At 58.0% G+C, this 21,693-nt stretch carries 15 protein-coding genes and 1 tRNA gene; 2 read left to right on the forward strand and 14 right to left on the reverse strand.

Annotation, left to right across the window (positions count from 1 at the left end; genetic code table 11):
* Positions 1–105 precede the first annotated feature (105 nt).
* Positions 106–1,047, reverse strand: a complete 942-nt coding sequence (locus I6I94_RS03855) for a Bax inhibitor-1/YccA family protein (protein WP_023133799.1) — start codon at positions 1,045–1,047, stop codon at positions 106–108.
* Positions 1,048–1,208: 161 nt separating this feature from the next.
* Positions 1,209–2,150 carry an HAD family hydrolase gene (locus I6I94_RS03860; protein WP_128087521.1) on the reverse strand — a complete coding sequence of 314 codons (942 nt, stop codon included), beginning with the start codon at positions 2,148–2,150 and terminating at the stop codon, positions 1,209–1,211.
* A 577-nt stretch (positions 2,151–2,727) separates the two neighbouring features.
* Here I6I94_RS03860 and I6I94_RS03865 point away from each other — a divergent pair.
* Positions 2,728–3,744: a GmrSD restriction endonuclease domain-containing protein gene (locus I6I94_RS03865; RefSeq protein WP_128087520.1), complete on the forward strand. Its 1,017-nt coding sequence runs from the start codon at positions 2,728–2,730 to the stop codon at positions 3,742–3,744.
* A 203-nt stretch (positions 3,745–3,947) separates the two neighbouring features.
* The gene (locus I6I94_RS03870; protein ID WP_037232623.1) at positions 3,948–4,379 is read left to right on the forward strand and encodes a DoxX family protein; all 432 of its coding nucleotides are present in this window, start codon (positions 3,948–3,950) and stop codon (positions 4,377–4,379) included.
* Positions 4,380–4,658: 279 nt separating this feature from the next.
* On the opposite strand, the gene I6I94_RS03875 is transcribed toward I6I94_RS03870, so the two are convergent.
* The 12 genes from I6I94_RS03875 to sdhA form a co-directional block, all read right to left on the reverse strand.
* Positions 4,659–4,732 (reverse strand) — tRNA-Leu (locus tag I6I94_RS03875).
* A 69-nt stretch (positions 4,733–4,801) separates the two neighbouring features.
* On the reverse strand, positions 4,802–6,187 hold the full coding sequence (locus I6I94_RS03880; RefSeq protein ID WP_126926621.1) for an NAD(P)/FAD-dependent oxidoreductase: 1,386 nt from the start codon (positions 6,185–6,187) through the stop codon (positions 4,802–4,804).
* Positions 6,188–6,449: 262 nt separating this feature from the next.
* Positions 6,450–7,949, reverse strand: coding sequence for a S8 family peptidase (locus I6I94_RS03885; RefSeq protein ID WP_128087519.1), 1,500 nt, complete (start codon positions 7,947–7,949; stop codon positions 6,450–6,452).
* 46 nt (positions 7,950–7,995) lie between these two features.
* Positions 7,996–8,964, reverse strand: a complete 969-nt coding sequence (locus I6I94_RS03890; RefSeq protein WP_201620907.1) for a Ppx/GppA phosphatase family protein — start codon at positions 8,962–8,964, stop codon at positions 7,996–7,998.
* 65 nt (positions 8,965–9,029) lie between these two features.
* Positions 9,030–9,620: a DUF501 domain-containing protein gene (locus I6I94_RS03895; protein ID WP_023133788.1), complete on the reverse strand. Its 591-nt coding sequence runs from the start codon at positions 9,618–9,620 to the stop codon at positions 9,030–9,032.
* A gap of 20 nt (positions 9,621–9,640) precedes the next feature.
* On the reverse strand, positions 9,641–10,408 hold the full coding sequence (locus I6I94_RS11405) for an FtsB family cell division protein (RefSeq protein WP_236588930.1): 768 nt from the start codon (positions 10,406–10,408) through the stop codon (positions 9,641–9,643).
* 170 nt (positions 10,409–10,578) lie between these two features.
* On the reverse strand, positions 10,579–11,862 hold the full coding sequence (gene eno / locus I6I94_RS03905; RefSeq protein ID WP_128087518.1) for a phosphopyruvate hydratase: 1,284 nt from the start codon (positions 11,860–11,862) through the stop codon (positions 10,579–10,581).
* Positions 11,863–12,129: 267 nt separating this feature from the next.
* Entirely contained in the window at positions 12,130–12,834 is a 705-nt protein-coding gene (locus I6I94_RS03910) for a MazG nucleotide pyrophosphohydrolase domain-containing protein (protein WP_128087517.1), read from the reverse strand.
* A 31-nt stretch (positions 12,835–12,865) separates the two neighbouring features.
* Positions 12,866–16,516: a hypothetical protein gene (locus tag I6I94_RS03915; protein ID WP_201620908.1), complete on the reverse strand. Its 3,651-nt coding sequence runs from the start codon at positions 16,514–16,516 to the stop codon at positions 12,866–12,868.
* A gap of 1,254 nt (positions 16,517–17,770) precedes the next feature.
* Positions 17,771–19,021: an amidohydrolase gene (locus I6I94_RS03920; protein ID WP_006888057.1), complete on the reverse strand. Its 1,251-nt coding sequence runs from the start codon at positions 19,019–19,021 to the stop codon at positions 17,771–17,773.
* Positions 19,022–19,124: 103 nt separating this feature from the next.
* On the reverse strand, positions 19,125–19,913 hold the full coding sequence (locus I6I94_RS03925) for a succinate dehydrogenase iron-sulfur subunit (RefSeq protein ID WP_128087515.1): 789 nt from the start codon (positions 19,911–19,913) through the stop codon (positions 19,125–19,127).
* 1 nt (position 19,914) lies between these two features.
* Positions 19,915–21,678 (reverse strand): succinate dehydrogenase flavoprotein subunit, encoded by a 1,764-nt coding sequence (gene sdhA, locus I6I94_RS03930; protein ID WP_006888069.1) that lies wholly within the window; start codon positions 21,676–21,678, stop codon positions 19,915–19,917.
* Positions 21,679–21,693: the final 15 nt, after the last annotated feature.

The raw sequence follows: 21,693 nt of genomic DNA on the forward strand, positions 1-21,693 counted from the left end.
ACATCATGGAACGGTGTGCCCTCCCCATAAACCGTACCCCACCAGGGTTCTTTAGACGAAAAACCGGCGGCGCTTGGGGTAAGCACCGCCGGTTGAACATCTTATTTAGTTATCGCTAAAGATGCTTGCCAGGTACATGAGGATACGCAGGATCTCAATGTACAGCCACACCAGGGAGGCGGTCAGGCCGAAAGCCAAACGCCACGACTCACGCTCGGGCAGGCCCGCCTCAACAGCCTCAGTGGTGTTAGTGAAATCAAGCACCAGCGAGTACGATGCCAGAGCCACGCCAAACACGCCCACGATGAGCCCCAGCGGCAGGCCAGCAACGCTGGTGTTCATGAGGGAGGTGTGTGTAAAGAGCGAGACACCCCACGAGACAACGAAGAACGCCAGGTACCCCAGCGAAGCGCCCAAGAAGATCTTGGTGAGTTTAGGGGTGGCCCGAATCTTGCCGTTTGCAAACAGTGCCAGAAGCGTGCCAAACACCACGACGGTGGCAATCACAGCCTGAAGAGCGATACCCGGGTACCGCGCATTGAGCAGGCCGGAAAGACCGCCAAGGAGCAGACCCTCAGCTAAAGCGTATGCCAGCACCAAAACCGGCGACACCTTACGCTTGAAACCGTTAACCAGCCCAAGAACCAGACCACCGATAAGGCCCACAACCAGGAGAATGGGCATATACCAGCCCACCGCTGCACCAAGCACCACGACGGCCAGGCTCAGCCCGGTCTTCATGATGACATCATTCATGGTCAGGCGTTCGCCCTCAATAACCGGGCTGTAGCCCGGCTGCTGAGCGTACTGCTGATCGTATCCCGGCTGGTTCTGGTATTCAGGCTGGCCGTACCCCTGCGGGTAGCCACCCTGGTACTGCTGGGGTTCGCTAGAATACTGCGCCCCGTACGGGTTCTGCTGGTACTGGCCCTGCGGGTACTGGTTCTGCTGCGCAGCTTGCCCACCGGCACCAAAACGGCCAAAGCGGGGGTCACCGCCCTGCCGGTTTTTCTTAATAATTGAGTTAATGAACGGGTTACCCGCCATGTTCTTCCCTCCGGTAAATATAGATTTTTTCTATTTTACCTAAAGAACCTACCAATAGCTTCCCCGAAGTTACCAGATAGTACGTTCTGGGCGAATTCAAAGAGAGTAATAAGAGCTTGCCTCTCCTAAGAGGCGGCGGGATCACCCCCCAAGAATTATGCTCATGAGCTGGGAGCCTGAGGCAGACTCTGCACATCTAAAACATCGAGCAGCTCTTCGCAGTAGGTCAGCACAGCACCGTCATTATGCGAGCCGATAACCTCATCTGCTACCGCCCGCAGCGCCTGCGACGCGTGACCCATCGCCACCCCTGTGCCGGCAAAAGCCAGCATCTCACGGTCATTATCGCCATCACCAAAGGCTAGAACTTCCTGCGGATGTACGTTCAGACGCTCGCATAGATCACGCAGACCACCGGCCTTATTCACTCCCTCACGCACTAGGTCAATAGCGCCAAAGCCACTGGCCAGAGGGATAACCTGAGGCGGCAGCTCACGCTGAAGAGTCTCAAGCACACTGTAGGTATCAGCCCGAACAGTCTGCACCGAGATTTTAATAAGTTCCCCACGCACTTGAGAGTAGTCGGTGATGCGCTCAGCACTCGGGTAGAACATGAGAACAAAAGAATAGGGGTCAAGCCCCTGCGGAACCGGCTGACCTTGAGCAGCGAAATAGTCCTGCACAATACTGGTGACAGCGCCCTGCCGGTTGCGCGGTATAAAAATACCCTCAGTTGTACAGAGAATCACACCAATCTGCGGCAGGGTATCCAGCACCTCATACACATGCGGTACATCTGCCTCTTTGAAAGGGTGAACGGCCAGCTCTCCCGAATCATCGGCAAGGTAGGCGCCATTCTCAGCAATATAGATAATGCCCCGGTTCTCAAACCCTTTCATATAGTCGATGAGTTTGGTGTATGTGTTACCGCTGGCCACCACAAAATAGATACCGTGTGCCTGCAAGCGAGGCAGAATACGTTCAAACCGGTCGGTGTCGAAGGTTTTAGCGTCCGTCAGGAAAGTGCCGTCCATATCAACAGCAATTAGACGCGGGGTGACTCTGGGGTTCGCGGACGAGGAGGCAGCAAAGATTTCGGGCATACTAGTTCTTCCGTTCCATGAAGGGTGGATAAGTTTAAGGCTCTCACATCACCACCACCAACGGCTAATAGCGGCGATACCAAAACCCGGTGCTTTTGCCCTGTTTCTTACGTGCCCGCAGGGAGTCTCACCCCGCCCCTGGACCCCCGCGTAAAACATACATATAACCCGTTTCTCGCCGATGAAGAAAGCTACCATCAGAACTTTAGCCCGCTAAAAACATCCCGTTTCGTCATTTGTGCACCGCTGCTTTATACGCACTCCCCACTACGGTACTCATGCGTGTTCAGATACACGCAAAATAGCTTCCGCATGTGACCGAATTCGCCGGTGGGGCCGGGGTCGGTTTTATATAATATATGTGGATGTTTTAGCACCGATACGTTGTTGTATCACCCGATAACTCACGCAGGTGCGAACGGCATCCAGCTCACTCTCACTCAATAGCTCACTCACTCAAGGAAAACTTATGCCTGCGCGCTTTCGCCGCACACAAAAACCGGCCACTATAGCCATATCTTCATTCGCTGTACTATGTGCACTGATACTAAGCGGGTGTTCCACCGAAACTGTCACAGTGGAGGGACCCACAGCATCAAGCGCTTCACCCACTGCAGCAAGTACCCACAACCAGTTATCTTCACCCAGCAGCACCCCCTATGTCAGCCCAGCCGCGGCCTTTGAAACCCAGGAAGAGGACGCCGAAGAACAGACGCACGATACCGGAATCTCTCCCGAGCAGGAAACCAACCCCGTAACCGCACTGCCAGCTGCGAATGTATCAGATGCAGCCAGCGCCTTAACAACCCTGCAGTCCCTACCGGTCAAGGGCCGCGCACCCAAAACCGGGTATTCGCGGGATCAGTTCGGGCATGCCTGGACAGACACCGACCGTAACGGATGCGATACCCGCAACGATATTCTGCGCCGTGATCTGTACGAGGTGACGGTTAAACCAGGCACACGCGCCTGCACAGTGCTCAGCGGCACCCTGGAGGATCCGTATACGGGGGTAAGCATCCACTTTAGACGCGGAAAAGACACCTCCCGCGCGGTGCAGATCGATCACGTAGTAGCCCTGTCTGACGCGTGGCAGACAGGCGCGCAAGAGCTGTCGAAGCAGCAGCGCATTGAACTCGCAAATGACCCCGATAATCTGCTCGCTGTAGATGGGGCGGCCAACCAGCAGAAGAGCGATGCGGACGCGGCTACCTGGCTGCCAGCTAATAAGGCGTACCGGTGCATCTATGTGGAGAAGCAGGTGCGCATTAAGGCGAAGTATGGGCTGTGGGTTAAGGCAGCCGAAAAGGAAGCAATGGTACGGATGCTCAATGACTGTGTGAGCTCGGAAAACTCAGGCACCATTGAGCACACTCCCGTGGCCTCCCCTATTACTGAGCCCACGCGGGGTACGCCGCAGGCTCGGGTGCAAGCGCCTACACAGGAACCCGATTCTGCAGGAACGTATTACAAGACCTGTGCGGAGGCGCAGGCTGCCGGGGCAGCTCCTATTCGGCGTGGACAGCCGGGATACCGGGCGGCGCTGGATCGAGATGGTGATGGTGTGGCCTGTGAGGTGACAACGAAACACTAAAGTACCGGCTGCTTCTTTGGTGCGTGTATGAACCGGCCTCTCATGAGTGACTATTCATGAAATGTCATGCTTCTTCATACACGCACCATTTTTGAGATACACATCACGCTAAACCTGTGATTTAGCTGTGAATAATCTGTATTCAGAGGCCTTTCTTTCATATTTACTTGATAAGGAAAGTAAATTTCTGGCAAGGTACTCTCATGACTAAAGACAGCACTGCATCACTCGGTCTTCTTATTTTCCGCCTAGCACTAGGCTTCACATTCATCATGCACGGCTTCCAAAAAGCCTTCCTCAATGGGCCCACCGCGCAAGGAGCAATCTTCGCCAAAATGGGTATTCCAGCCCCTGAACTATCGGCCTACTTCACTATTGGTGCCGAACTCATCGGCGGTATTATGCTGCTGCTGGGTATCGGAACACGCATCGCAGCAGCAGCCATCACCATCGCCATGGCGGGCGCCTACATCTTTGTTCACGTCAATGCCCCCTTCATCATCGACCCGAAAACCGGAGCCGGTTTTGAGTACGTCTTTGTACTGGGCATGGCGGCCATTATGTTTATCCTCGTCGGCGGCGGCAAATACTCCATTGATGCGCTCCTGCCCCACCGCGGCACCAAGAAGAGCTAGCCCCCTTTAAGCCGGGTGCGCCAAGGCACACCCACCAACCTTCACAAACCACTTTTATTACCTAAAAGCGCCCTGCCGCTCACCGCTGGCAGGGCGCTGCTATGCCTCCAAAGCGTATACAAGAGGCCTGGTGATACGACAAGCATCCCAGTATATCTTGACCGGGCAGAAACTGATTCATAAAGACGGCTCAGGTCAGGCCCCGACCGGGTACAGCAAAGCCCCACACGTTACGGTAAACCGCGGTACGTGTGGGGCTTATGTGCTGCATAGTAGCAGTGCCCCCAGTGGGACTCGAACCCACACTGGGCAGATTTTAAGTCTGCTGCCTCTGCCAATTGGGCTATAGGGGCCTGAACCGGCCCTCACTACTTTCGCACGAAGTGAGGGCCAGTATCAAATCCTAGGCGCCGAAAACCGTATTAGAGGTGGGCCTTCGTCTTTGCCGGGGCGGTACCGGTTGCCTCCTGGAACGCCAGGCGCGGGGTGCGCTGGCGGCGGATCGTAGTGGTATCACGGCCAAAGAGCTGGTTGAGTGCCCAAGTAGTCATAACACGCACAGTACGCTCAGTCGTGGGGATCGCAGAGCCGTGGTAGCCGCGGTGCATAATCCACGCCAACGGGCCGGCGAAGGTCTTACCCTTAAAGTTCGCCACGCCCTTCCACAGGCCCAGACCAGCCACCACACCGATCGTCTCGTGGTAGTAGTCAGTCAGCGGCTCACCGCGCCGTGCCGCCAGAATGTTCTTAGCCAGCACCAGCGCCTGGCGGGAGGCATGCTGCGCGTTCGGCACGCAGAAACCGCCCACACCGCCGCCGGAGAGATCAGGTACGGCGGCGTTATCGCCAGCAGCCCAAGCGCCCTCAACCACACCAGCGTCCCCGGCAACACGCAGGTCTGCGTTCACACGCACACGGCCGCGCTCATCAATCGGGAAGTCGGTGTTCTTCAGCATCGGGGAAGCAGCAACACCAGCGGTCCAAATCAAAGTATCGGTATCGATCTCACCAGCGGGAGACTTATCAGCCATATTAATCAGCTGCAGGTTACCGCCAGTAGCATCCGAGAGGGAGGTATTGAGCAGAATCTCAATGCCGCGGGCCCTCAGCTCGGCCACAACCTTCTCAGCGCGGTCTTCAGGTACCTCGGGCATAATGCGCGGGGCTGCCTCAATCATCACAAAGCGCAGGTCTGAGGGGGTCAGGCGGTCATTACGGTTGACCGCTTCACGCGCCATATCCTCAAGCTCAGAAATGGTCTCAACACCGGCGAAACCACCACCGACAATAACGAACGTCAGGGCGCGGCGGCGGGCATCCGCGTCCTCAAGAACGGAGGCAACCTCAATACGCTCCAGCACCCAGTTACGCACCGAAACGGCCTCTTCAACGGTCTTCATACCGATAGCGACCTCAGCCAAGCCGGGAATCGGGAAAGCACGAGTGACGGAACCAGCACCAAGAATAATCTCGTCATACTGCAGCTCGAACGGTTCACCACTATCAATGGGCTCAACTACAGCGGTTCGCGCCGCATGGTTCACAGAAACCACAAGGCCGGGAATGATCTCAGTATCACGCAGATGCTGACGCAGGGGAACAGTTGCGTTACGACCCTCCATTGAACCTGCAGCGACCTCGGGCAGGAACGGCTGGTAGGTCATGTAGGGGTTAGGCTCAACGATGGTCACTACCCCGCCGGTGGCTTTGACCGCTTTCTGAATCTTCTTCGCCACGGTGAAGCCGACGTAGCCGCCACCGACAATGAGGATACGCGGACGATCCTGAGCCAACTTAGTGAATGCCATATTATGCTACTTCCTAGGTTATATTCTGCCGCCGCGCGCAGGCGGTCTGGCTACGAAAAGACCCCGTACGCCACGCCGCATAGCGCATCGCACGAGACAAGCCAAAAACACATGCACCTAACAGCGCAGGATCACAATACAGAACCTGCGGGTGTACGTATTTTGCGCTCTGTACTTACCTATCATTCTACGCGGTTGATAAGGTGAACACACACTTTATGAACCTGTAATAAACGGCAAATCGAAAAAATTATGACGACTTTTAGTTCTCATCCCGCACATGCGGCCGACGCACATGCCGGTGCATCTTATGCAGACGGTGCACCGTGAAGCTGGTAATCGCCAATAACCACAGCGCCAGCCCACCCACAATCAGCGGCGGAACAACACCCGAATCTTCAGGAGGAACACTCGGTTCAGGCACCTTAGCCTGGGGAATATTCTCCCCATCCTCGTGCACCGGTTCGGAGCTCGTCGGCTCCGGAGCGCTCACCTCCTGCTTGCGGTGGATCGCAATCCAGTTACTAATCGACCCCAGGGGGTTCTCCGCAGCATTCGACGACGTACCCTCTGCGAGCGCCGCCGTAGGGTTAATAATGCCGAACCCGTACAACGGGTCACGGCCAGCAGGCCCGGCATCATCGGCGCTGGTAATAATACGCTGAATAATCTGGGCGGCCGACAGCTCAGGGTATTTCGCTTTAATGAGCGCAGCCAAACCCGACACCAGCGGCGCAGAAGCCGACGACCCCGACCACAGCATGTACTTATTGTTCGGGGCGGCAGCGATCATATTCACCCCGGGCGCGGCAACAGCGATTGAAATCCCCTGAGAGGAAGAAGACCATGATTCCCGCCGGGAGCTATCAACACTACCAACAGTGAGCACACCCGGAATAGTAGCTGGCGCCCCCACCTGGGTGATGCCGCTGCCGCGGTTACCGGCAGAAGCCACCACCAGCACGCCTTTCTCCTCAGCGTACTTGAACGCGTCATCCCAGCTGCGTGGCCAGCTCGCCTTATTAGAGCCGATCGACAGGTTAATGATCTGCGCCCCGTTATCCACGGCGTAGCGTACCGCCTCCGGCAGCTGCTCATCAATGCTTTTACCGCCGCCGGTGCCCATGCTCAGGGATACTGGCAGGATTTTTGCCTCCGGGGCCACACCAATGATGCCGGCGGGTTTACCCGGCTGCCCGGCGATAGGGGCCACACCTGTGGTGTTGTGCCCGTGCCCGGCAATCAGGGAGGCAACCTCGGTACCGTGCATCGGCTCGGTTCCCAAACCTGTCCAGCCGTCTGAACTGCCAACGCCGGAGGCGTCATGGCCTTTCAGGACGTTCCCTTCCAGGTCAGGGTGTGTGCCGTCCACGCCGGTGTCGATCACTGCCACAGTCACTCCGCGCCCGGTGCTTTGATTCCAGAGCTCAGGGAACTTGTAATCGTTAATCCAGTACTCGCGCTGGCGCACATCATCCCCCGCGCTGGTGCTGTTTATGGCCGCCGGTGCGGAGGCCTCAGGCGCGGTTGGGGCCGATTTCGAAGGGGTTGGGGACGCGGTTGCAGAGGAACCCGGTGTGGGGGCCGCCAAAGCCGGGTTAAACCCGCCGGAGGCAGCCACCCCAACGCTTAGGGTGAGGGAGGCGACAACGGCGAAAGCTCTGTGCGCTAACCGGAGCGGTGCCTTTGAGGCGGGAGTCTCGGCGTGTTGTGCCGCGCCCAGCCGCTGCGCATCGTGCCGCTTATTCCAGTGAGTCGCCATTGTCCCTCCCTAAATAATTAGATCTCCTTGTAAAGTATTCTGCACTCTATAACTGTGAAAGCGCAATGCCGTCAAGGATGTCATGTTCACTTACTGTTACGGAATTAATCACACCGTCAGTAATCTCATTCAGACGCGTGAGGATCCTCGCATAAATAGTCACCCCAGCGCCGATCACATCCACCCGCCCGGGGTGCATATACCCCAGCTCGGCGCGCTCCTGGCGGGTCATGCTACGGAGCATCTGGGCGGTACACTGAACAGTCTCAAGAGACAATGAGGTGCCGTTAATCGCCTCGGAATCGTAGGTCTCTAAGCCCAATGCCGCAGCCGCGAGAGTGGTCGCGGTACCGGCCACCGCCACAGCGCGGGTGGCGGTGCTCAACGGCACAGAGCTTACAACGGTTTCGATGGCGGCGTCCGTATCGGCCTCAACCCGCCGCACCTGCTCATCGGTGACTGGCGCGGACACCATATGCCGCTCGGTCAGGCGCACACACCCCACGTTCACGCTTCGGGAGGAAATCACCTTAGCCTCAGCTCCCCTGCCGCCGCCAAGCACGAATTCGGTAGAGCCACCGCCTAGGTCAAACACCAGCGTGTTCTTATCCCCCGCACCAACGGCACGCATCGCACCCGCGAATGAGAGTGAGGCCTCCTCAGTGCCGCTAATCACCTCGGGCTCAATACCCAAGATCTGCTGAATACCCTCCATAAAAACCTTACGGTTACCGGCATCACGGGTGGCACTGGTCGCCACGAACCGCACCCGGTCTGCACCGTGCTCCTTAAGCAACTGAGCGTACTCTCTGGCAGCCTCAAAAGTGCGGTCCAGCGCCTCCTGCGCCAACCAGCCGGTGGCGTCCACCCCTTGGCCCAGCCGCACGATGCGCATCTGCCGCACCACATCCTTCAGGCGGGTGGTTTCCTTGCCGTTTTCATCAGTTTCGACGGCTGCGTCCGCGATCAGCAGGCGGATCGAGTTCGTGCCACAGTCTATAGCGCCAATGCGCATCTCAGGCTCCAATCTAGGTTTTGCCGGGTTTGAGCGTTGCAGGTGGTATGCACAGCAGCTGGCGGCTAATCAGCGTGCCGCCACGCGGGGTCGCAGGCACACGTATCGGGGGTCCACCACGGGGAGATCGCATCCAAAGCCCTATCCCCCATCGGGTTCACCCCGCGCCCCACCGAAAGAGTGTGGCCGATGACGGCGTGCAGACACTTGACGCGGGTAGGCATACCCCCCGCCGAAATCCCATCAATCTCCGGAACCTCGTCAGTGCCGCTAATAATGCGGATACGCTCACGCTCGGCCAGATAATTCTCATGCGCGGCACGGTACTGCTGCGCCAGCTGCGGGTTCTGCGCCAATTCATCGGTCATCTCGTACATGAGACCGCCAGCCTCCAGCCGAGAGGCCGCCGCAGTAATGACCGGGTGGGCCAGGTAGAACACGGTCGGGAATGGGGTGCCGTTTGCTAATCGCGGGGCGGTGGCTGCCACCAGCGGGTTACCGCACACGCACCGTGCCGGAACCTCAACCACATCCCGCACTTTACGGCCCAGCTGGGCCGATAGCACCCGCACATCCTGCTCAGTGGGGACGAGGGTCTGAACCGTCACCCCAACCCCTTCAGGGACACGGTTCATCAGGTCTTCTTTAGTGCTCATTTATCCTCAATACTAAAAATCTACTGCCGCTTCTTCTGTGCACCCTGCGGGTTCTCCACCGAGTTCCACATCTTATTTGTCCACGAATCATCGGGGGCGTTTTTCGCCGAGGCAGAGGTGTCGTCCACCTGCGTGTTATTCGAGTCAATGCCGGTCACCGCATATGGGGTGTCTCCCTCATTCACGTAGAACAGCCTGCTGCGGGCCTGCTGACGCACATAGTTCTCGTCATCCCACCAGGTTTTCTCAACCTTCAGCTGGGCGTTCTCCCGCTGCAGCTGCGAGATGTGTTCACGGGTTGATTCGATCTCCCGCAGCTGCGTGAAATAGTTATTAAGCGTCGGGTAGGTTCCCACCAGCAGGGCAACCACAATAATCGCCCCCACCAGGAACTGACCCGAAAAACCGCGCGCAGCAATCGGCGTCAGCTCATCCGGGTCTTGATCACTGCTGCCTTCACGAATCATACGCCTCTGGCGCGCTAACTGCGGGCTTTCCTTACCGCGCCGAGGAGAACGGCCCGCCCCAATGACGGCGCTGGTGAGGGTGCCTACCGTGCTGGGAGACCGCTGCGTGTCCTGCTGCTCCTGCTTATTCCGGGAGGTTCCTGCTCCCTTCGCCTGAGACGACTTGGTGCGTTTACGCAGTCCACGGTTTTTTGGGGTGCCGGGTGTATGGGCGGAACGGGACGGCCGGTTTTTCGCCGCGTGTTGACGTGCCCCAGCGGGGCGTCGTGTGCCCCGAGAAGCCGAGGCAGCTGAATCCTTCTGTCGGTCCCGTTCTGACATTGCTCTCTCCCTTCACCGCGCTGACCGTAACCATTCTATTCTACCGGCGGGCACCGCATCCTGTACCCGCCGCTACGTGCAGTAACCGTGCAGGCAACGGCGGAGGGTGGCCACCCCCGCACGGGGAATAGCCACCCTCTTACTACATGAGCCTATAAGCTACCGAGCACTTATGCTTTCTTGAAACGGGGGAATGCGGACTTGCCAGCATAAACAGCGGCATCGCCCAGCTCTTCCTCAATGCGCAGCAGCTGGTTGTACTTGGCCACACGCTCGGAACGTGCGGGTGCACCGGTCTTGATCTGACCCGCGTTAGTTGCCACAGCGAGGTCGGCAATGGTGACGTCCTCAGTCTCACCGGAACGGTGGGAAACCATGCAGCGGTATTCGCTGCGCTGTGCCAACTCCATAGCGTCCAGGGTCTCGGTGAGCGAACCAATCTGGTTAACCTTCACCAGCAGAGCGTTTGCCGCACCCTCGTTAATGCCCTTCTCAAGGCGCTCGGGGTTGGTCACGAACAGGTCATCACCGACGATCTGAACCTTCTCACCGATCTGCTCAGTCAGGGTCTTGTAGCCTGCCCAGTCGTTCTCATCCAGCGGGTCCTCAATGGAAACCAGCGGGTACTTCGCCACAAGATCAGCATAGTATGCGCTCATCTCTTCGGCGGACTTCTTCTTACCTTCAAACTCGTAGGCGCCGTCGTTGTAGAATTCGGAGGATGCCACATCCAGTGCGAGAGCAACCTGCTCGCCGGGCTTGTAGCCAGCCTTCTCGATTGCCTCAATAATGAGGTCAAGAGCCGCAGCGTTGGACTCAAGGTTCGGTGCGAAACCACCCTCATCGCCCAGACCGGTGGAAAGGCCACGGTCGTGCAGCACGGACTTGAGCGAGTGGTAGACCTCGACACCGGCGCGCAGCGCATCCGAGTAGTTCTCGAAACCGATGGGAGCAATCATGAACTCCTGAATATCAACGTTGGAGTCTGCGTGAGAACCACCGTTGAGGATGTTCATCATGGGAACGGGAAGCACGTGGGCGTTGGGGCCGCCCAGGTACTTGTAGAGGGGAAGGTCTGCGGACTCTGCGGCAGCCTTAGCAACGGCCAGAGAAACGCCCAGAATTGCGTTAGCGCCCAGCTTCCCCTTGTTATTGGTGGCATCCAGAGCAATCATGGCCTGATCGACGGTGCGCTGATCGGCGGCGTCGATACCGATAATTTCTTCCGAAATCTCTTCAATGACAGACTTGACAGCACCCAGAACACCCTTGCCCAAGTATACGGACTTGTCGCCATCGCGGCGCTCAACCGCTTCCCACTCACCGGTGGATGCGCCCGAAGGCACAGCAGCGCGTGCGAAAGCGCCGTCTTCGAGCAGAACCTCAACCTCAACGGTCGGGTTGCCGCGGGAATCTAGAATCTGTCGGGCGTGAACAGCGGTAATAACAGCCATGAAAATGCTCCTTGAAAATGTAAAGGATGTGGACGGCTCACTCGGCGTCAACGCCCGGGATAGGCGCGGCCTGCTCAAGTCGTATACAACTAAAATTTTAGCAAAACTCCCACATAAACACACCGGTTACAACAGGAATTTTTGCGATTCATGAAGGTATCCAACACCTTTAGTGGGGGGTACGTTGCAGAAAGTGCTCATGGCAGCACAGAACAACCCGCCGCTGCCGCTTACGCGGCGCAGACGGGTCGTTCGCTCTACCACAGTCTACGAATTGTATTCAATGAACTTACGGGTGTAGGTACGCAGGGCGCGTTCCGCATCCAGCCCATTCTGCCGTGCGCGGCACACCAGGGAGAAAAGCAGCTCACCAAAATCTTCTTCACTATAGGTAAACGGAAGATCGTCGTCTAAGGAGGTAGGCTCGGGCGGCAACACAATATCGGCCTTGCGAGCCTTAGCAATCGCCTTCGCCGCTAAGGCCAGCGCAGGCAGATGAGGAGGAATGCCGTCAAGCGGACCCCGATCGGATTTCTCCTTCTTCTTAAGCTCATCCCAGAAAACCTGCTGCTCGGCGGCGGTCATCCGGGACTCGCCCGAAGAATCACCGAAAACATTCGGGTGCCGATCGTGAAGTTTTGTGTCCAGGCCCTCAATCACCTGCTCAATCGTAAAGCCGCCCGGTTCTGCTGCCGCAATATCGGCGTGGAAGAGAACCTGAAGCAGAACATCGCCCAGCTCTTCACGTAAAAGCTGCAGGTTTGTGCCTTCGGGTGCTTCGACAGCCTCCACAACCTCATAGGATTCCTCAATCAGGAACCGGATGAGGGACTGATGAGTCTGCTCGGTATCCCAGGGACACCCGCCGGGCGCGCGCAGGGTCGCCATCGTGTGCACTAAACGCTCGAAGGCTCTCCCCGCACGTGCGGCAACCTCAGCTACGTCCTTCTCGGACGCTTTATCTTCATTCACAGGCAGATTCTCCTATAGATTTCAGTGGGTGTTACAGGTTCCAGTGCGCCAGCGCAGCCGCCATATGCGCAGGAATCCTAGCGCCAAGGCGCGGGAACATGCGCAGCTCCTCCACATAACGCTCCGCCTCAAGCTGGCGCGGATACCGCACAAACGCCTGTTCACTCGAATAATCGAACGCCGCCTGTACCGGAACCCCCGGGGTGAACGTGAGACTAATCGCCAGTGGCGACCCCTCACCCTCACTATACGAATCGGTCTTCAGCCGCGGAATATCCAGGGTCTCCTCAGGCACCAAGTCGAAGGTGCGCACCTGCTCCCAGAACCCGTTACGGCGCACATGCGTCAGGGCGTCATAGTACGAGCCAAGGGCACGCACACGAATCAGCACCGTAGTGGCATCCGTAGCCGTGCCGCCCTCACCGAACAAGGCCTCAACCACGGGAGCCAGACGATGCGCCACCTGCGCCTCGGTGAGAGTCAGGTTCCCCTCGGCGAGCTTCGTATCGGAGAGCACACTCACATCTGCGGCAGGCTGTACGGTGGGGGTATCCGGATCAGCGCAGACCGTGGGCGTATCGGGATCCGAGCACGTGGATTCAGGCTTTTGCTCTGTCTCCGTCTCAGCAGCAGTCTGCTGCACGGGAGCCAGTAAAGACTCCTTCTCAACCGCAGGTACCAGCTCCTCATCATCCACATGCTCGGGAAGTTCAGGGCCGCGATGGGCCGTGCCCTCGCTGGCTGCGGCAGTCACAGTATCCAAGTCCGCAGCGCCCGTCATGGGGGCCTGTGCTTCAGGATCAACAGTATGGTCCGCTTCGGTACCAGCATCACCGGTATCCGCTGCGCGGGTGAAAGCGGCAGCATCGACAAGATTCGTCGTGTGCGCATCGGCGGGGCGTAAGAACCCGGCGGCGGCCTCAGCTGAAGCATCATTTGCCGCAACAGCAGAGGTGACGTTCACAATCTTGCTGGAACCAGCGGCAGTGTTTTCCTTATCCTTCTCCCCTGCCGCGGTGTCCTCAAGCTCGTCCTGCTGCCAAGAGGCGTCGGAAGAGACTGCGGGCAGAGGGCCGGTATCGTCGTTAACTGCCGCACCGTCGTCAGGGGCCTGTACCGGCTCGTCCTCGCCCAGGTCAGGGGCCGCAGCACCTTCATTGAGGGCGGCAACCGTCTCGTGCACCGTTGGGGCGGGGGTGCTGTCCTTCGCAGAATCCTCAGCGAGAGGTGCTTGAGTTTGCGGCTTCTGAAGTTTACTTTCGGCGCTGGCCACAATCGCCGCGAGCGCAGCGGCCATCCCATCAATGTCTTCCTCTTCGGCCCCGGAGTCTGCGGCTTCAGAGGTGTTCTCAGCTTCAGCAGTGGTGTCAGTGTGCGGAGCTAGACTCTGTGCGGTAAGGCTGACGTGGCCCGCCTGACCCGGCTGGTTGCGGTCCCCAGACGTGTCGGTATCGGTGGTGGCTGCAATACTGTCTTCCTCGGTGCCGTCCAGTTTGGCATTATCCAGCTCGGTGTCATCCAGCTCGGTGTCATCCAGCTCGGCGCTGTCCTGTTGCGTGTCTTGACGGGAAACATCCTCACCGGAGAGGTCCTCGGTGAAGGAGTCCGCAGGCTCTTCGGTGGAGAGCACAGCATCTTCGACTGCAGGCTGAGGCATTTCATCACGCTCGGAAGCCTCGCTCAGCAGCTCCATAGCCTCATCAGACTCATCGCTGCCCTCATCTGCCTTGACCAGGTTGAGGGGGTGTCCACCCAACGGCAGAGGCTCATCCTGGGTGTTTTCACGGAGCGCGGTCTCCTGCTCTTCCGGCGCCTGAGTCTCATCAAGGCCCGCCAGAGGCGCAGCGTCTGCCGTTTCGTCCGACACCGCATCATGCGTAGGCTCTGCCTCATCGGCGGTTTCAAAGCCATCCTGCGTCTTCTCGCCGGGTGCTTCGTCCCGCTCACTTTCGGCGTTGGCGCGCATCAGCGGGTCAGCGTCGTAGTCGTGCGTCGATTCAGGGGCGGCACCGGGTTCGGTGCCCTCCGCAAAGGCCGTGGCGGGTGCTGCCTCCGCTATAGTGTCCGCAGCGTCGTTATCCTGCTCCGTTGCCGGGAAAATATAGTTCTTATCCCAGTTCGTGGAATCCGCAGCGCTCATGTACGAGGCCTGCACCGCCACACGCCCGCCCAGGCTGGGGCTGGCCGCCACGAGGGCGCGGGTCCACACCGTACCCGAGTCCTGTGCCGCAACATAAAGCGCCGCTACAGAATCGAACCAGATGGTTCCGGGCACTACGACGCCCTTTTCAATCTCATCCCCCTGGTAGTACAGGCGGTAGTTCATATCGTCATTAACCTGGTGCAGGTCAAAGGTGAGCTGCCCATGACCGTGCTCGCGCATGGTCTCAATAAGCGTGTAGAGCGGGTTGTCAGGAGTCAACACTTCAGCATCAGGAGCATCAAATATCGGCTCCGGTGCGTGATGCGTGTCGTCACTGGTGCCGCTAAGACCCGCAGAGTCTGCTACAGCCGCAGACGCGCCCGTTGTTGCGGCCACGGCAGCAGGCTCAGGGGTGGGGGTGCTGCTTAACGGGTCTGCACCAGCAGCCTCAGCGGCTGAATCTTCCGGGGTTCGGGTGTCTTCTTCGTGAGGTTCAGCATCATCATGATGCGGTTCCCACGATTCTTCCTCAGCACTCGCTACGGGGTTCTCACTGGGCTTCTTGAGGGAGTTCTGAATCGGGGCAAACTCGATCATGGGGACTTCCTCGAACCGCTCAACCTCATTCTCCGGGCGCGCCGAACGATGATTGTCCACGGCTCCCTCAGGGGCCTCGGCGGGGCTATCCGATGCATTAAAGGCAACTTCATCGGCGATGCTGGGGCTCTGGTGTGCTGCGCCTGTACCAGCTACTGATTCCTGCCCTGCAGGCACATAGTGCTCGATGTCTTCGGGGTTGTTCTCACTATCGTCCGCCTCAGCAACCTGCCCGGTATCGGTTGTTTCTTGCACCGACGCCCCCGTATCTTGAGCCGAGATAACCGGCAGCGCCCCCGCGTACGTCTCAGGTTCCGTTACGGTGGTGTGGGCGTCTTCTTCCGGGGTGTCGGGCAGGTGCAGCAGCACCGTCTCGTCGGTGACCAGCTCAATCTTCTGCTCGGGGTCGTTATCATCGTTAGTTAGCCCGAGACGGGTCATATAGTCTTTTACGCGCGCCTGACGGGTCTCTTCGTCTTCGTCCTCATCATCGTAGTCATCGTCTTCGTCATCATAGTCGTCTTCGTACTCAGCTGAGGCGTCGTATCCCTCATCATCGTAGGGATCCTGGGCGGGCGCGTCATCAGTGTCGTAGTCGTCTTCGGGTTCCTGCGTTTGGGTGCTGGATTCACTGGTTGTGGCTTCTAGTTCCTGTTCCTCAGCGCCGGGGTGCACCAGGTTCGCGCTGTCGGTGGAGTCCTGGTCGTGTTCTTCGAAGAAGTCTTCAGATGCAGCGGTGTGGCGTGCGTTTTCTTCGACAACACGCTGACCCTGGGACCGCTGGCTTTCGGTGCGCACAAATTTCCGGAGGGATTCCTCCCACTGCTGCTGTTCCATCACTTTTTCGCTCAGGCTTCGCTCTTCCGCCTCCGCCGCGGCTGCTTCTTCAGCTGCGCGCACCTGTGCTTCCCATTTTTTCTTGCCGATTCCAAAGATTCCCACTGTGGTCCCCTCCACTAGTTCTTGTCGGCGCTCCCGGCGGACACGGCGAGAGCTGAGTGTGTCTGGTGTGTCTGCATCCCATTCTATCGCCTACCCGGTATATCAGGGCCGCAGAAATGCGGGTGAACCGCCGTATTTCTGCGGGCAAAACCGCTCAATGGTGCGGCACATGCCGTTTATGAGGCACGCCCCGGGTGGGATTTTATACAATAAATGGAATACCTAAACCATACCTGGAGTACCCGCCTCCATGCACACCGAAGCAAATTTGACAGCGCGTTCATCACTATGAAACGAACAAAAACCGCCTCACGATTGTTATTCAGCATAATGACGGTCGGGCAACTGCCTGAAGCTATTCTCAAAACCGGTAAGTTTTCATTGTCTTTAGACTAGAGCTGAGAAAAGGGCGCTTCGCAGCTTTGCCTACTCAAGCAGTTGAGCGTGTAAACACTTTAGCTCCTTACGGGCCGAGTGTCTGATCTCAAGATCATCATATCCTTGGGGCATGTGCCGTTTGGCAGGGTTTTGAGAATCTCTTGCTACATGGAGGCCAGCATCTTCTGCCGCACCCATGCTCATTCATCGTACTCCCGCACATTACAGACCCAGCACCTGCGGCACTTATGATACGTTCTGCTATTACCGTGCTGTCACTATCACGAGCCTTAAATAGTTCACCTTTATCACGCGGGAAAATAGCAAAAAGCTAACTGGTCAATTCACCCTCTTAATAAAAACTCGGGTAGCCCTGACACATCCCATGCTTATTCAGTAATATTCTCTGCACCCATTACCCCTTCATATGAGAGTCCATAAGACGAACATGCCGCCCTATCCGGAGCTCAACATATATCTGTGCAGGTCACTTGTGGGTTCCTGACCGGTGCATGTGCAGAAGCCTACCCTCTAACGGATAACCTTCATAGCACCAGGGTATTTTACAATACCAGTTTTAATTATAATGAATTATTGATAAACATGTATCAATGTCAGCAATTAGTTTAATGTGTTCAGGACTTAAGTAAAGATGAGTGTTTTCCCCGCCGCTCCCCGAGTATATATAATAATCTCTTGAGTAAAATTAAATTCATTAAATATTTTTAAATAATTTATTTTTCGGCGCAAGGTAAAGCTCATCATAAAATATAATTAACCGCAATTATTTTCTGATATGTTCTTGGTTCCGTGAGAGAATCCAGTGGGGCATCCTCACCGTTAAAACGCCCGCCCACTAGGACAAGTGGATATACTCTACCGGGCCTCATCCCGTACCGGGTTTGCGGCCTTCGCGGCTTTTGCCAGCTCAAAACGCACCGCACGCAAAGCGGTCGCAGCCATCACCCGCACGCCCACGCCGATAGCGCGTTCATCGGGGTTGTAATCCCCCTGATGCAGGTCATATGTCGGGTCTTCGGGGGCGCGGGTACCCAACCGGAACATTGAGCCCGGAACTTCCTGCAGCATCCAGGCGAAGTCCTCTCCGCCCATAGACTGCTCCACCAGCACGATTGAGTCCTCCCCCAGCTCAGCCCGGGCGGCGTTCTCAATCATGGTCGTCTCAGTGTCGGTGTTCACCACCGGCGGCACCCCGCGAATATGCTCCACCCGGGCGTTCACCCCGAAAGGCACCGCGACCTGCTCAATCACCTCATCCAGCAGCTGCCCGGCGTGGCGCCACACCTCAACGTCTAGGCAGCGCATAGTTCCCGCCAAATACCCTTCGGCGGGGATGGCGTTTGGGGCCACCCCGGCGTTCACCTGCCCCCAGGCGACCAGAACCCCCGAACGCACATCGGTGCGGCGGGTCAGCACTGCGGGCACCTGCACCGCGATCTGACTCATCGCGTAGATCAAATCCTCCGTCAGATGCGGCCGTGAAGTGTGCCCGCCGTGGCCGCTCAAATGAATTTTGATCGTATCCGAGGCACTGGTGATCGCCCCGATACGTGTGCCGATCTGCCCCAAATCAACTTTCGGATCACAGTGCAGTGCAAAAGCACGCGGCACACCCCGCAGCAGGCCCTGGTCGATCATCTGCACCGCACCACCCGGCAGCTGCTCCTCGGCAGGCTGAAATAGGATGCGCACGCTGCGGCCCAGCGGGGTGCGCTCGTTCAGTTCGTGCAGAGCAAGCGCCACCCCGAGCATAATCGTTTGGTGAATATCGTGCCCGCAGGCGTGCATCACTCCCGGCACGGCTGAGGCATACTCCAAGCCCGTCTGTTCCTCAATGGGCAGGGCATCAATATCGGCTCGCAGCGCTAAGGCGAACGGGCCGTTGCCAATATCCACATAGCAGCCGGTTCCTTCACACGCCACAGGGCTCATGCCCGCACCACGCAGGTGATTCATAATACGCTCGGTTGTTTTCACTTCACGGAACGAAAGCTCCGGGTTGCGGTGCACCTGCCGACGGAATTCGGTCAGGGTGGGCATCATGCGCGCAACCCACTCGTCAAACACCGGGGTTGAAAGATCGTAACGTGAATTAGCGAAAACCATACTTACTATTAAACACCTCGCGGCACCGGTAGGAAGAACTTTCACCCCGCAGCGGGGCTGTTTCTTCCCACCCGGTGCCGCGCATCGGACTGGGTGAGGGCGCCTATAGGGAGCGTGCCAGAATGGCCTGCTTCACCTCAGCAATGGCCTTAGTAATCTGAATACCGCGCGGGCATGCCTCGGTGCAGTTGAAGGTGGTGCGGCAGCGCCACACGCCCTCTTTGTCATTGAGGATTTCAAGGCGCAGGTCTCCGGCGTCATCACGGGAATCGAAGATGAACCGGTGCGCGTTCACAATCGCGGAAGGACCGAAGTACTGACCATCCGTCCAGAACACGGGGCACGAAGAGGTACACGCGGCGCACAGGATGCACTTCGTGGTGTCGTCAAACCGTGCGCGATCCTCAATGGTCTGCAGACGCTCACGTTCCGGCTCGTTACTGTCATTAATGAAGAACGGCATGATCTCGCGGTATGCCTGGAAGAAAGGCTCCATGTCCACGATCAGGTCCTTCTCGCAGGGCAGGCCCTTAATCGGCTCGACCGTGATCGGCTTGGTCATGTCGAGGTCTTTCAGCAGGGTCTTGCACGCCAGACGGTTACGCCCGTTAATGCGCATTGCGTCCGAACCGCAGATGCCGTGCGCGCAGGAGCGCCGGAATGAGACGGATCCGTCCAGTTCCCACTTGATTTTGTGCAGCGCATCCAGCACACGGTCGGTGCGGTACATCTGCAGCCTAAAGTCGTCCCAGTACGCCTCGTCGGAGACCTCGGGGTTGTAGCGTCGCACCCGAATAGTCACGTCGTAGGTGGGGATAGCGCCGCCGTCGCCGCCGGTCATACCTTCAAAAAGCTTGACGGATTCCGGTTCAGGAAGTTCGTTTTCAGCCATTTTAGTACTTACGCTCCTTGGGCTCGTAGCGGGTGTAAATGACGGGCTTAGTGTCGAAGCGCAGGCCCTTCACGCCCTCAAACTCAGACTCGGGGTCAAGGTAGACCATGGAGTGCTTCATGAAATTCATGTCGTCACGCTTGGGGAAGTCCTCGCGGTAGTGGCCGCCGCGGGATTCCTGGCGGTGCAGGGCCCCTACCGACATGACTTTCGCCAGCTGCAGCAGGAAGCCCAGTTCCACAGCCTCCAGCAGATCAAGGTTAAAGCGTTTGCCCTTGTCCTGGATGGAGATGTTCTCGTAGCGCTCCTCCAGCTCACTAATGACTTTCAGGGCGCGGCGGATGGTCTCTTCGGTGCGGAACACCTGCATGTCGGCGTCCATGGTCTTCTGCAGGTCTGCACGGATAGCGCCGACCTTCTCGGTACCTTTGTTTTCACGCAGGGTATCCAGCAGACCCAGCACGCGGTCAGCAGCATCATCGGGAACCGGCAAAAACTCTGCGGATGCGGCGTATTCTGCCGCTTTACGGCCCGCACGTTTACCGAACACGTTAATATCCAGCAGCGAGTTGGTGCCTAGACGGTTCGCGCCGTGCACCGACACGCAGGCCACCTCACCGGCAGCGTACAGACCCTGTACGGTTTCTTCGCTGTTGAAGTACACCTCGGTCTCGTTATTCGTGGGAATACCGCCCATTGCGTAGTGCGCGGTGGGGAACACCGGGATCGGCTGGTGGTGCGGCTCAACCGCCAAGTAGGTGCGGGCAAACTCGGTGATGTCCGGCAGCTTCTCGTCAATGTGGGAGGGTTCCAGGTGGGTCAGGTCCAACAGCACATAGTCTTTGTTGGGTCCACAGCCGCGGCCTTCACGCACCTCATTCGCCATTGCACGAGCCACAATATCGCGGGGAGCCAGGTCTTTAATGGTGGGTGCATAGCGTTCCATGAAACGCTCACCGTCAGAGTTACGCAGGATGCCGCCCTCACCGCGGGCGCCTTCCGTCACCAGAATACCCAGCCCGGCCAGCCCGGTGGGGTGGAACTGCACGAATTCCATGTCCTCCAACGGCAGGCCGCTACGCAGGGCGATTGCCATACCGTCACCGGTGAGGGTGTGCGCGTTCGAGGTGGTCTTGAAGATCTTGCCGCAGCCGCCGGAGGCGAACACCACAGATTTTGCCTGGAAGACGTGCACTTCACCGGTTGCCAGGTCGTAGGAGACAACCCCGGCGGGGCGGGGGCGGCCTTCTTCATCTTTGACCATCACCAAATCGAGCACATAGTACTCGTTGTAAAACTCCACATTGTGGCGCACGCAGTTCTGGTAGAGGGTCTGCAGGATCATGTGGCCGGTGCGGTCGGCGGCGTAGCATGCGCGGCGTACCGCTGCTTTACCGTGGTCGCGGGTGTGACCGCCGAACCGGCGCTGGTCGATACGCCCCTCGGGGGTGCGGTTGAAGGGAAGACCCATTTTTTCAAGGTCGAGCACAGCATCGATAGCTTCTTTCGCCATAATCTCTGCCGCGTCCTGATCGACGAGGTAGTCACCGCCTTTGACGGTGTCAAACGTATGCCACTCCCAGTTGTCTTCCTCGACGTTAGCCAGTGCGGCGCACATACCGCCCTGGGCGGCGCCGGTGTGGGAGCGGGTGGGGTATAGTTTGGTCAGCACGGCGGTGCGAACTCGCTGGCCCGCTTCGATGGCGGCGCGCATCCCGGCACCACCGGCGCCGACGATCACTACATCGTACTTATGTACCTGCATGATGTTCTTTCTTGT

The organism is Rothia aeria, from assembly GCF_016726365.1.
In the GTDB taxonomy this organism is placed as follows: Bacteria; Actinomycetota; Actinomycetes; order Actinomycetales; family Micrococcaceae; genus Rothia; species Rothia aeria.